Below are 11,549 nucleotides of genomic sequence, written 5' to 3' on the forward strand. Positions count from 1 at the left end.
ACTTGTCATTATGGAAATAAAAATGATGACGTTAACTAAAATAATTACCCACGGGAAAATAATACCCCTTTCATTAAGCAGCAGGGAGGGGGATTTTTTTATGATATTCACCTCCGTTTCTGGTATAAACATGTATTATTAACAGATTGTCTTTATGTGCGAATTCAATATCTTTAATATTCTGTATAAGAAGTTCATGACCTTGATCATCAACACGCCTTCGAACATGATCTCTATATTTCTCAATTTCGACTAATCTGTTGTTGTGATCTGTCAGCAGTATATTTTCACGTGTAATACTTACGTGGTTTGAGGAATTCATTTCATTTTCGACGAATGTTAAAAATTGAAATACATCTAATTCTTCATAATAATTTGCACTGTCTATCATCCGGATGGTTGGGTAGCTGATAGACAGTAATATAGTGATTATTGTTAATGACAGGATAGTTTCCGCAAGTGTAAAGCCTTCATTATTGTAAAGGGGCATAAAGACATTCTTTCTCCTTTTCTTCATCAACTCTCTCCCAAAGTGCACACCCCTCTATATAGTTTGAGTGAGGCGTAAAAATAAATTCAATGCTATTCTCAGTTTGATTTCCACCTGCAGAAGAGGGATCACTAGTGTATTCGTGTAACTTATTTTGTAGAGTAAGGATAGTGTTTCTTTTCTCAGAAAGAGCCTTCTGCTCTAGTCTCATTTCAATAAGAAGCGGAGAGAGGAAGACAGCAGCTATCATGAGCACACTGAACGCACAAATTACCTCTATTAAAGTAAATCCATTATTGTTCATTAATAGTCACCCTGCTTTTTCCAAAAGGAAAGGTAATTTTATATGCTGTATGAGGAGAGGAAATCCTCATAGTCCCCGGATTTCTTAGTGTACCTTGAGAATTAAAGCGGACGGGGGTAGTCAGACTTTGCAGGTTTAGCTTCCAATATGGGGGGAATTCCCTGTGAAAAATTGTTTTTTTTTGTTGATAGTCATATAAATAATAGTCTTTTTGAGCAGGTCTTATCATTAACCAATAGGATGGATGGTCTGTCATGGTTAATTGCTGAGCTAGGAGAACATCCTCTTTGAATTGGGCAATATATTGTTTAGTTTCAATGTGTTGTATAGCTTTACTTTGTAACGGCACGAATATAATTGTAAGAATTGAAAACGCAGTTAATACTAAAATCACTTCTGCTAACGTATAACCTCTCTGATGTTTACGGGGTGCCAACATGACCAGATTCTGAATCGTAAGTTAGCTCATCTCCATTAGGACATTGTGTTTGAGTAATGTAATTTTCGTCAACTAACTCTTCTAAGGAGACAGGAAATTCATCATATTCAATATAATATGATTCGACTTGAGCAGATGTATTTAACACTAGAGCCTCACAGCCTTTATTACGTATGGATTCTGTATTCTCTGTCAGGTTGGGTATTGTTACTATTAATAAAACGGAAATAATAAGAAGAACGATGAGCATTTCAATCAACGTAAATCCTTTTTGGTTCATTTTGGTACACTCCTTTATATTTGATCCATCCATTGGTATAGCGGAAGCATGATTGAAGCATAAATAAGGGTCACTAAACAAGCTACTATAATAAAAAACACAGGTTGAATCAGCTGTACGGCCTTCATTAGTTTTTCTTTCAGCTGTTCAATCAGTAATTCTGCCAGCATTTGAAGCTCTGAAGCAAGAGTCTTTAAGTCATTCGTCTGGTGGAAAACCGCTGTAAGTTCAGCTCTAAATAAAGGACACTCGTGTATGGCACTTGATAAACTGTATCCGTTTTCAAGCTGCTTTTGAATTTGATTGCCATAATAGGATAATTCAGGATATTTTGACTGAGATGAGATCACTTTTAAAGCGTCCTTTAATGGAAGACCTGCCATAAGGAGGGAACTTAAGTGAGTAGCAAAGAAAAAGGACAGGGTAAACTTCTTATAGGCTCTAAGCAGAGGCAACTTCTCATAAATGGCAAGCTTTTGTTCAATAGACCGCCTGTGGTTTGTCAGCAGAAACGCTGTACACATAACAGTGAAGAGAAGGAAAGCTAATCCGAGGATAGATATGATCATATCTGAACCTTTTAGTACGGCAAGACTCCATGGCTGACCTGCAGCATTATCGAATAATGTGGTGAAGCTCGGGATAATTGTGTGCTTAATAATTGTAAAAGCTGCGAGTAAAAAAATGAGAAGGATAAGGGGGTACCGGAGGGCATCTCTGAATTTTTGCTTATATTGATGCTGCAGTTGAAGAAGGTCTGCACACTGACGGAAAAGAGTAGGCAGATCCTGGTGTATTCGGGCGAAGTACAGAAAAGAAGTCACCTGCCTGGAAAAGTTCGCATTTGCAAAGGCGATATCAATGGGGTTGCCCAAGTTAAGTTCACGAATAATCTCTTCTGTTATGAATTTATATTTATGGTCCCAGCTGATCATCTGCAGAGACTTTACGAGAGGATAACCTTTGTCGAGGAGTTTACACGTACGGTTAAGAAAAACAATTTGATTTCTAATTGGTAATGCAGGAGGGGAATTACCTTTATTGATTTTTATAAAAGCCAAGGGCATGAGCTTTCCTCCTCAGCAATTCAAATGGTTGAAACGAAGGGTCTTCAGAGGGCGGGATTCCATGTATGGCTCTTTGAAGTGCAGAACTTTCGAGAACCTCGAGGATGGCAGCCCTTCTTGGAACATTACCAGTAAGCTGTAAATTGATAAGCTCCTGGCAGGCAATAGCTATCATTGTTTGTTCAAGATCAACAGTTTTTATGTTCATCTCTTTTAAACGCTGTAGAGTCCCATAAGCATTCTTAGCATGTATGGTACTTATGATAAGGTGTCCGCTTAGAGCTGCCCGAATTGCAAATTGCGCTGTTTCCTTATCCCGGATTTCTCCGACCATAATTAAATCAGGATCATGCCTGAGAGCAGCTTTTAATCCAGCATCATAAGTGATTCCGGCTCTTTCATTTACTTGGACTTGAACGATGTGGTCAAGCTTCTTTTCCATAGGATCTTCTAACGTTATAGCTTGAAGTGATTGTTCCTGAAGAATAGTTTGAACCAATGAATACATGGTTGTTGTTTTGCCCGAACCTGTAGGTCCTGTAAATAAAATCATGCCGCTTTTATGCTTGATCCATTTTTTTATTATTTGAAGCTGATTTGGAAAAAGAAAAAGCTGAGAGAGGTCTATTTGTTCTTGAGAGGGGAGAATGCGGATAGCTAAACTTTCACTGTTTGGGGTCGGCAGTGTAGAAAGCCGCAGGTGGTACACTAGGTTATCCCGCCGGTGCTCTAATGATGCATTTTGTGGTTTAGTGATTTCGCCTATATCCATACCGGATGTAAACTTGAAATAAGCCAGTAACTTCTGATAAGTTGGATTAGGTAAGGAAGTGTATCGAACCCTCTGGCCGAACACTCTAAAGTATACGTCAGTGGCTTCCTTATTTGGGGAAAAATGCACATCAGAGGCAGATTGTTCGATTGCTGAAGCTAAAAGCTTTCTGGACTTGTCAGTAATATGACTCAACTGAATGGATCACCTCATTTCAAAATTTCTGTAAATAACTTATTCGACATAAACAGCAAATATCCTGCTTTTAATTTTATAAATGGAGTGATTTTAAATGATTTATTTAATCGGCTACATGGGAAGCGGCAAGACTACAATTGCCAAAAAGCTGAGTCTGACCTTGAATGTAGAATACATAGAAATGGACGAGTCCATTGAGGAAGAGGCTGGAATGAGCATTCCGAAAATATTTGAACATTATGGGGAGGAATATTTCCGCGAGCTTGAAACAAATTTATTGAGATCCTTAAGAGGTGATAAAATTGTTTCTACAGGGGGCGGGGTCATTCTAAAAGAGGAAAACAGGGAACTATTACAAAAAGGTACAGTGGTTTTTCTCCATGCTTTATTTGAGACAATTGATGAAAGATTATCTAACGATGAACATCGTCCATTGTGGTCAGCTGGCAGGGAAACGAATCAAAAGCGATATGAGCAGCGTCTACCGCTTTATCAAACCCTGGCTGATTATACCATTCAAGTGGATCACAAGACGGAAGAAGCGATCACGAAAGAAGTTCTTAATTGTCTAAAAAGCTGACCCGGCGGACATAATAAAAGTAGTTCTTGTAAAGGTGGGGTCACTTATGAAAAAGAGTGAGTATGCACAGTATTTAACTGAAGAAATGATGAAACATATGCATATGACTAAACAGGAAAAATTAGAAAAAAAGCAAACAAAACCGTCGAAGAAGAGTTCGTCCTATTGGTTCGGCCTCTTGCCATTTGCCCTTAAAATGCTGAAAAAACGCAGGCGTTAAATCTGCGTTCTCAGCATATTCTGTGAAGTTTCACTAGTTAAATAGATCAGCCCGCCATTAGCAACCTGCAGGTGAATTCTTGGCTGATACCGTACATGGAGCTGTTCAAGCTCCTTTTCATATTGGTCCGTATCAACGTCTTTAGAATTATAAAAACTTTCCAGCAGTTCTTGTTCATATCGCAGCTGTTGGAGTGATTCTACAGCCCACTGTGTATCAAGGGTTTCGAGGTGTAATTCTATATTTCGGAGCAGGCGTTTATAACCGCTTTCCATTTTAATTAAAGGGGTCATAGGAAAGGTATAGTCTGAAACTTTCGAAGTTAAATCCAGTTTTATTAGTTTCGGCATTGCCTCGTGGACCATTGCACCGTTAATTAAGTTCAAACCAAGAGACAGCAGTAAGTCTTTAGATTGTTTCCCTCTAAACGTAACTCTCATATTCAGACAAAGCCAGGGATGAAGGGCGAGGTTTTGATTATCCGTTTCTACAGCTTCATACAACCTGGCTGTGTATCCTTTTTCCAGGGCAACTTGATATATTTGCTGTAGTTTCGGTGTGCCCCCGTGCAGATAAATACCTTCTTCTGCTTCTCCTAGGCTTATATCTTTAAAAGTCAAGCTCAGCGTCTCACCTTCTCGATTCATCTTCTTAATATAATGCCAGTAGAATGGGCGGTTCATAAGAGCTTCGTCCATTTCTTTCGTAAGCTTAACTTTCATTTGTTTCGGCTTATCCTCATCAATTTTACATCCATTCAATTGGAAAAACTGTTTTGTGAAGTCATAATGACTGGCGCTGTTCACCCTGATTCCTTCCTTTCTTCCACTGAATATTCTACGTAGCTCACTAAATTTCTCAGTTTAATATCAATTTCTCCCTGAGATTCGGATTCTTGAAGGATGGACTGAACGTGTTTTTCAAAATTGCCGCCTGGAATCTGCTCGAGAATCGAGTCTAAATCGCCGACTGCGTTTTGAAAGAGCTTAATTTTTTCATATAATAAAGTTAAAATTTGATCTTCCAGCGTATTTTTAATAGCAAAATTGAAAACATTAACATCCTTTTCCTGTCCAAACCGATGAATTCTTCCTATTCTCTGCTCTAAGCGCATTGGGTTCCAGGGCAGATCATAGTTAATCATATTATGGCAGAACTGAAGGTTAATGCCTTCAGCACCAGCTTCAGTGGCGATCATTACCTGAGCTCTGGTTTTGAAAAGCTGCTTCATCCAGTCTCTTTTACTCTTATTAAACTTACCGCTGAATGGTACCGATGAAATGCCTCTCTGCTGCAAAAACCATTGTAAATAAAACTGTGTAGCCCTGTACTCGGTAAATACGATAAATTTCTCGCCTGATTCTTCAATTAAATCGGCCATTTTCTGCGCTTTAGTATGATGAGGCAATTCTCCAAGTTTATTCATCAACTGTTCTTTAAAATCTGAAGGGCTTTTTTCATTTAACGCTTTTAGGGACATAAAGCAGGCTTCCCTCGATGAACAAAATTCTTTAGCCAGTGTCAGCCAGGTAAAGGATGGATAATTGGTCTTTAACTTCTCTAGTTCATTGTAGAACCACTGTTCTTCATCATTAAAACTTAATGTAATGTTCTTCACTTTACGTTTAGAAGTATCAAGACCGGTGTCTTTTCTCAAATTTCGTATCATGAGTTTGCCCAGCAGCGAATGAACGTGCTGCTGTGTTTGTGATTCTTCAAGTGAAGTGTTTTTATATTTTTTCTTAAACTCTGTCAGGTCTCCAAGATAACCAGGTTTTAATATAGAAACCAAGTTGAATAAATCACTTAATTGATTTTGAATCGGCGTTGCAGTCAAGAGCAGGCAGTAAGTCTTTTTCAATTGTTTTACAAATTGAAAGTTTTTCGTTTTATGATTTTTTAGTTTGTGTGCTTCATCAATAATAATCATGTCATAAGTCATAGATAAAATTTCTTCTTGGTGCTGTTCTCTTTTTGCCATATCAATAGATGTAACGGTTATATCCCAATTCCTCCAGTCTGCATGTTTTTTTCTTGGAGATGCAGCCTGAATATAGAATTTTTCACTCAACTCCTGTGTCCATTGATTAACGAGTGAAGCGGGGGTTAAGATCAATACTTTTTTGACCATTCCCCTGATCATATATTCTTTTAATATCAATCCTGCCTCCAGAGTCTTTCCAAGTCCAACTTCATCAGCAAGTATTGCTCTTCCGCTCATTTCGTGCACGACGCGTTCACAAGCATCAACCTGGTGATCCAGAAACTGAATGTGAGGAAGTTGTTCTAAAGCGAGTACACCTTCAAATTGAGGAATAGACTGGAGTTTCAGTCCCTGCCATGCCAGCTTGAATTCTTCAAAGCTGCAAAGGGCATTTGACTCATCAAGGCGGTTTGAAAACTGAGGAAGGAAATCAGAGTCCTGATGGATTTCAATCACTTAGTATTCCTCCTTCTAATGGTAGATTTTTTTGAAATTTATAAATCTAATCTGTACGTTTATAATGGCTGTGGTATAATGAACCTGAAAATTAAGAGAGTTTGTCGTATTCTTTACAGGTTAGTATGCCCCAATCTATCTAACTAAATACTAATGCGAATGACTGCAGGGGGAGAGCCTACGTAATGTAGCGCCGAAGGAGCAAGCAGATAATTGTGAATCTCTCAGGCAAACAAGACCTCTGTAGGACGCAGCTCTGGAGAGAGTTTACTATTAACGTAAACCACCCAAGAAGCAAGCGTGAAGATAAAGGATGGCGCGAAACTTTCTGGTGCACGGACAGAGACTCCCTGAGGTTACGGTGGAGTCTCTTTTTTTATGTCAAATAAGTAGTGAGGAGTGATCGCATGGCAGATCTTAAGCGCACGCCATTATATTCGGAATATAAGAAGCTTGGAGCTAAAACGATTGATTTTGGAGGATGGGATTTACCTGTTCAATTCTCAAGCATAAAGGAAGAGCACCGCGCTACGCGTCAAAAAGCTGGGTTATTTGATGTTTCTCATATGGGTGAGGCATTAGTCGAAGGACGCGACAGCTTATCTTTCTTACAGAAAATGTTAACGAATGATGTGTCAAAACTTAAACCTGGGAAAGCTCAGTATACGATCATGTGTTATGAAGATGGTGGGACTGTTGATGACCTCATTGTTTATATGCTCGAAGAAAACAAGTACTTACTCGTAATTAATGCGGCTAACAGGGAAAAGGATGTAAGCTGGTTAAAACAGCATGTCGAGGAAAATGTAAGAGTAACGGATGTTTCTGACGATTACGTTCAACTTGCTCTGCAGGGACCGGCAGCTGAACGGGCATTGCAGAGCCTGACAGAAACAAAGTTATCCGATATTAAGTTCTTTAATTTTGCTCAAGATGTGCGCCTTAGGGGAGTAGAAGGGGGAGCTATCGTATCGCGTACAGGCTATACTGGAGAAGATGGGTTCGAAATTTACCTGCCGAGTAACCAGGGGCCTGCTTTGTGGCAGTCTATTCTTCAATACGGGAAAGAACACGGAGTTCAGCCTATCGGGCTTGGAGCTAGAGATACGCTGCGCTTTGAAGCAAATCTGGCCTTATATGGACAGGAATTAAGTGCTGACATTACCCCTCTTGAAGCAGGTCTGCAGTTTGCAGTCAAGCTGAAAAAAGAGTCGGACTTTATCGGTAAAGAGGCTTTAATCCGCCAAAAAGAAGAAGGATTAAAAAGGAAACTTGTTGGTATTGAAATGATTGACAAGGGAATTCCCCGGACTGGTTATGAGGTACTGGATGGAGAGAGTGTGATTGGATATGTTACAACAGGTACTCAATCACCGACACTTGGGAAGAATATTGGACTGGCTCTTCTTAAAACTAAGTATACAGCTCCTGGTACAGAAGTTTATGTTCAAATTCGCAAGAAAACTCTGAAAGCTAAAGTAGCAGCCACCCCTTTTTACAAACGTTAGAATTGGAGGAACAATAAATGGAATTTCGATACTTACCAATTACAGAAAAGGATAAACGAGAAATGCTTTCAACTATTGGTGTACAGTCGACAGATGAATTATTTGCAGATATTCCTGAGAGTGTACGCTGCAATGGAGAATTAAATATTAAACCTCCAAAAAACGAGTATGCTTTAACTAAAGAATTAACACAATTAGCCAGCCGCAACATTAATATTAAAGCTCACACAAGTTTTTTAGGTGCTGGTGTATATGATCATTATATCCCTTCAATCGTGGATCATGTAATATCCCGATCAGAATTTTATACTGCTTATACACCATACCAGCCTGAAATTTCACAAGGTGAGCTGCAAGCTATTTTTGAATTTCAGACAATGATCTGTGAGTTGACAGGAATGGATGTAGCTAACTCATCCATGTATGACGGGGGAACTGCTCTCGCTGAAGCTGTAAATCTTTCAGCTGGTCAGACCAAAAGACAAAAAGTACTTGTCTCAAAAGCTATACACCCGGAATCTTTAGCCGTTATTCATTCCTATGTAAAAGGCCCAGGACTTGAGATTGTTGAGATTGATCATGTAAACGGCGTTACGGATATGGATCAATTAGAAAGCGAACTTGATGAGGATACTGCAAGCGTTGTACTTCAATACCCTAACTTCTTTGGACAAATCGAGCGGCTGGACAGAGTAAGAGAGCTTGTAGATCAACAGAAGAAAACGATGATGATAACTTCCAGTAATCCATTGGCCCTTGGCTACCTCACTCCGCCGGGAGAGTTTGGAGCCGATATTGTGGTAGGCGACGCTCAAGTGTTTGGCATACCTGCTCAATATGGCGGTCCTCACTGCGGTTATTTCGCAACTACAAAGAAACTGATGCGTAAGGTTCCAGGACGTTTAGTAGGGCAGACGAAAGATGAGGAAGGAAGAAGAGGGTTTGTTCTTACATTACAGGCGAGAGAGCAGCACATACGTCGGGATAAGGCGACTTCGAATATTTGTTCCAATCAGGCCCTGAATGCTCTCGCTGCTTCCGTGGCTATGTCCTCCCTCGGTAAGCAGGGTGTAAGGAAGATGTCATGGATGAATATACAAAAAGCGTCATATATGAAAAAACAATTAGAAGAATCCGGATTTGAAATTGCATTCACCGGAGCTTTCTTTAACGAAATCGTAGTGAAACTGAATCAAGACGTAGATATGGTTAACCGTAAGCTTCTCGAAAAGGGAATCATCGGCGGTTATAACTTATCCAGGGATTTTCCCGAGCTTAGCAGCCACATGCTTTTAGCCATAACGGAAATCAGAACGAAGGAAGAAGTCGATCAGTTTATTAAAGAGGTAGGTGATATTTGTGGCTAATCAAGACTTTCCATTAATTTTTGAACTTAGTCAAGAGAGTCGTACAGGTTTTAGTCTGCCGGAATTCGATGTTCCTGAAACAAATATAGATGAACAGTTAGGTGAAGCTTTTGTAAGGGAAAGTGAGCCTGAGCTGCCTGAAGTAAGTGAACTGCAGATTATGCGTCACTATACGGGGTTGTCCACGAGAAACCATGGTGTTGATTCAGGTTTCTATCCTTTAGGCTCTTGTACGATGAAATATAATCCGAAAGTAAATGAAGACATTGCCCGTCTCACAGGGTTTTCCCATATTCACCCTCTTCAGCCTGCAGAGCAGGTGCAGGGTGCTCTTGAGCTTATGTACGATTTACAGGATATTTTGGCAGAGATCACAGGTATGGATAGTGTGACCCTTCAGCCAGCTGCCGGAGCTCATGGGGAATGGACTGGCCTAATGATGATCAGAGCTTTTCATGAAGGAAATGGAGACTTTAATCGTACTAAAGTTATTGTTCCTGATTCTGCTCATGGCACGAACCCTGCGTCGGCTACCGTGGCTGGGTTTGAAGCGGTTACTGTAAAATCCAATGAGAAGGGTTTAGTAGACTTGGAAGACCTTAAGCGTGTTGTCGATGAAAGTACAGCTGCACTCATGCTTACAAATCCTAATACTTTGGGGCTGTTTGAAGAACATATTGAAGAAATGGCCTCTATTATTCATGAAGCTGGCGGGAAATTGTATTATGATGGAGCGAACTTAAACGCGATTCTAGGCTACGCGCGGCCAGGCGATATGGGCTTTGATGTTGTCCATTTAAACCTTCATAAAACATTTACAGGTCCACATGGAGGAGGCGGACCAGGTTCGGGCCCAGTCGGAGTCACTGCTGAATTTGAACCATTTCTGCCTAAACCAATTTTAGTGAAACGGGAAGATGGATTCGATTTTGATTATGAGCGCCCGAAATCTATCGGACGTGTAAAACCGTATTACGGTAATTTCGGTATAAATGTTCGTGCTTATACTTATATCCGTACTATGGGAGCTGAGGGGCTTAAAAAAGTGAGTGAGTATGCCGTTCTTAATGCAAACTATATGATGCGTCGTCTGCAAAAGGAATATGAGCTTCCTTTTGATCAGCATTGTAAGCATGAATTCGTGCTATCCGGAAAGCTGCAAAAGAAATTAGGTGTACGAACGCTCGATATCGCTAAACGGCTTTTAGACTTCGGGTATCACCCGCCTACGATTTATTTCCCGATTAATGTCGAAGAAGCCATTATGGCAGAACCTACCGAAACTGAATCAAAAGAGACACTGGACTCATTTGTAGAAGCGATGCTGCAAATTTCCGAGGAAGCAAAACATGAACCCGAGAAGGTTCAGGAAGCTCCTCATACTACAATTGTAAGCCGTATGGATGAAACAACAGCAGCAAGAAAGCCTGTGCTGAGATATCAGAAAGTAGAAGAATAACGAAAAGACGCTGCAGCGGTCGCAGCGTCTTTTACTTTTTCGTTTTAATTTTCCCGTTCCATTTTTTAAAACCGCCCTCAAGCTGGTTAAGGTTTACGTAGCCTTTTTTATTAAGCATTAATGCGGCACGAGTAGAGCGCGCTCCACTCTGACAGTAAAGATAAACGGGCTTGTCCTTGCGAATTTCGACTAATCGGTTTCTCATTTGCGACAAAGGAATATTGCGGGCTCCTAAAATGTGGCCGCCATCATATTCTTTAGGTTCACGGACGTCAATAAGCTGTGCTTTTCTGTACCCTTGACGAAATTCTTCTTCAGATAAAGTTGTTAATATTTTTCTAGCCTTCATAAACCGGTAAATTCCAAATGCGATTAAGAAGACGATTGCACCAATTAAAATCCAAAGTTCCATATTCTCTATACCC

General features: G+C 40.1%; 14 protein-coding genes and 2 riboswitches. Of the genes, 5 read left to right on the forward strand and 9 right to left on the reverse strand.

Translation table 11 applies throughout. The features are described from left to right. Positions 1-73: 73 nt before the first annotated feature. The 6 genes from comGF to comGA are packed head-to-tail and all read right to left on the reverse strand — an operon-like array spanning position 74 to position 3,547. A complete protein-coding gene (gene comGF / locus LF822_RS01925) occupies positions 74-517 on the reverse strand; it encodes a competence type IV pilus minor pilin ComGF (RefSeq protein WP_253922273.1) in 444 nt (147 codons plus the stop codon). Continuing rightward, on the reverse strand, positions 474-794 hold the full coding sequence (locus tag LF822_RS01930; protein WP_253922274.1) for a type II secretion system protein: 321 nt from the start codon (positions 792-794) through the stop codon (positions 474-476). The genes comGF and LF822_RS01930 overlap by 44 nt, the downstream gene beginning before the upstream one ends. Continuing rightward, positions 784-1,233 carry a competence type IV pilus minor pilin ComGD gene (gene comGD / locus LF822_RS01935; RefSeq protein WP_253922275.1) on the reverse strand — a complete coding sequence of 150 codons (450 nt, stop codon included), beginning with the start codon at positions 1,231-1,233 and terminating at the stop codon, positions 784-786. The genes LF822_RS01930 and comGD overlap by 11 nt, the downstream gene beginning before the upstream one ends. Further along, a complete protein-coding gene (gene comGC / locus LF822_RS01940; protein ID WP_253922276.1) occupies positions 1,217-1,513 on the reverse strand; it encodes a competence type IV pilus major pilin ComGC in 297 nt (98 codons plus the stop codon). Before comGC ends, comGD begins: the two co-directional genes overlap by 17 nt. Positions 1,514-1,527: 14 nt before the next feature. After that, a complete protein-coding gene (comGB, locus tag LF822_RS01945) occupies positions 1,528-2,580 on the reverse strand; it encodes a competence type IV pilus assembly protein ComGB (RefSeq protein WP_253922277.1) in 1,053 nt (350 codons plus the stop codon). Continuing rightward, positions 2,552-3,547 (reverse strand): competence type IV pilus ATPase ComGA, encoded by a 996-nt coding sequence (gene comGA / locus LF822_RS01950; protein ID WP_253922278.1) that lies wholly within the window; start codon positions 3,545-3,547, stop codon positions 2,552-2,554. Before comGA ends, comGB begins: the two co-directional genes overlap by 29 nt. A 97-nt stretch (positions 3,548-3,644) precedes the next feature. On the opposite strand from comGA, the gene LF822_RS01955 reads away from it, so the two are divergent. Together LF822_RS01955 and LF822_RS01960 are read left to right on the forward strand one after the other, a co-directional pair. After that, the gene (locus LF822_RS01955; protein WP_253922279.1) at positions 3,645-4,130 is read left to right on the forward strand and encodes a shikimate kinase; all 486 of its coding nucleotides are present in this window, start codon (positions 3,645-3,647) and stop codon (positions 4,128-4,130) included. A gap of 46 nt (positions 4,131-4,176) precedes the next feature. Continuing rightward, the gene (locus LF822_RS01960; protein ID WP_253922280.1) at positions 4,177-4,350 is read left to right on the forward strand and encodes a YqzE family protein; all 174 of its coding nucleotides are present in this window, start codon (positions 4,177-4,179) and stop codon (positions 4,348-4,350) included. Here the strand turns inward: LF822_RS01960 and LF822_RS01965 are convergent. Both LF822_RS01965 and LF822_RS01970 read right to left on the reverse strand, forming a co-directional pair. Then, positions 4,347-5,156 carry a YqhG family protein gene (locus tag LF822_RS01965; RefSeq protein WP_253922281.1) on the reverse strand — a complete coding sequence of 270 codons (810 nt, stop codon included), beginning with the start codon at positions 5,154-5,156 and terminating at the stop codon, positions 4,347-4,349. The two genes, LF822_RS01960 and LF822_RS01965, sit on opposite strands and share 4 nt — an antisense overlap. Further along, a complete protein-coding gene (locus LF822_RS01970; protein WP_253922282.1) occupies positions 5,153-6,790 on the reverse strand; it encodes a DEAD/DEAH box helicase in 1,638 nt (545 codons plus the stop codon). The genes LF822_RS01965 and LF822_RS01970 overlap by 4 nt, the downstream gene beginning before the upstream one ends. A gap of 159 nt (positions 6,791-6,949) precedes the next feature. Beyond that, a riboswitch (glycine riboswitch) is annotated at positions 6,950-7,041 on the forward strand. Positions 7,042-7,044: 3 nt separating this feature from the next. After that, a riboswitch (glycine riboswitch) is annotated at positions 7,045-7,135 on the forward strand. 62 nt (positions 7,136-7,197) lie between these two features. On the opposite strand from LF822_RS01970, the gene gcvT reads away from it, so the two are divergent. Genes gcvT through gcvPB form a run of 3 tightly spaced genes read left to right on the forward strand, consistent with a single transcriptional unit; the run spans position 7,198 to position 11,124 of the window. Further along, the gene (gcvT, locus tag LF822_RS01975) at positions 7,198-8,298 is read left to right on the forward strand and encodes a glycine cleavage system aminomethyltransferase GcvT (RefSeq protein WP_253922283.1); all 1,101 of its coding nucleotides are present in this window, start codon (positions 7,198-7,200) and stop codon (positions 8,296-8,298) included. Between the two features lie 17 nt (positions 8,299-8,315). Further along, positions 8,316-9,665, forward strand: a complete 1,350-nt coding sequence (gene gcvPA, locus LF822_RS01980) for an aminomethyl-transferring glycine dehydrogenase subunit GcvPA (protein WP_253922284.1) — start codon at positions 8,316-8,318, stop codon at positions 9,663-9,665. Then, positions 9,658-11,124, forward strand: coding sequence for an aminomethyl-transferring glycine dehydrogenase subunit GcvPB (gcvPB, locus tag LF822_RS01985; RefSeq protein ID WP_253922285.1), 1,467 nt, complete (start codon positions 9,658-9,660; stop codon positions 11,122-11,124). Before gcvPA ends, gcvPB begins: the two co-directional genes overlap by 8 nt. A gap of 31 nt (positions 11,125-11,155) precedes the next feature. On the opposite strand, the gene LF822_RS01990 is transcribed toward gcvPB, so the two are convergent. Continuing rightward, the gene (locus LF822_RS01990) at positions 11,156-11,536 is read right to left on the reverse strand and encodes a rhodanese-like domain-containing protein (protein WP_253922286.1); all 381 of its coding nucleotides are present in this window, start codon (positions 11,534-11,536) and stop codon (positions 11,156-11,158) included. Positions 11,537-11,549: the final 13 nt, after the last annotated feature.

Origin of the sequence: Halobacillus sp. A5 (assembly GCF_024189315.1) — a bacterium.
Lineage (GTDB): Bacteria > Bacillota > Bacilli > Bacillales > Halobacillaceae > Halobacillus_A.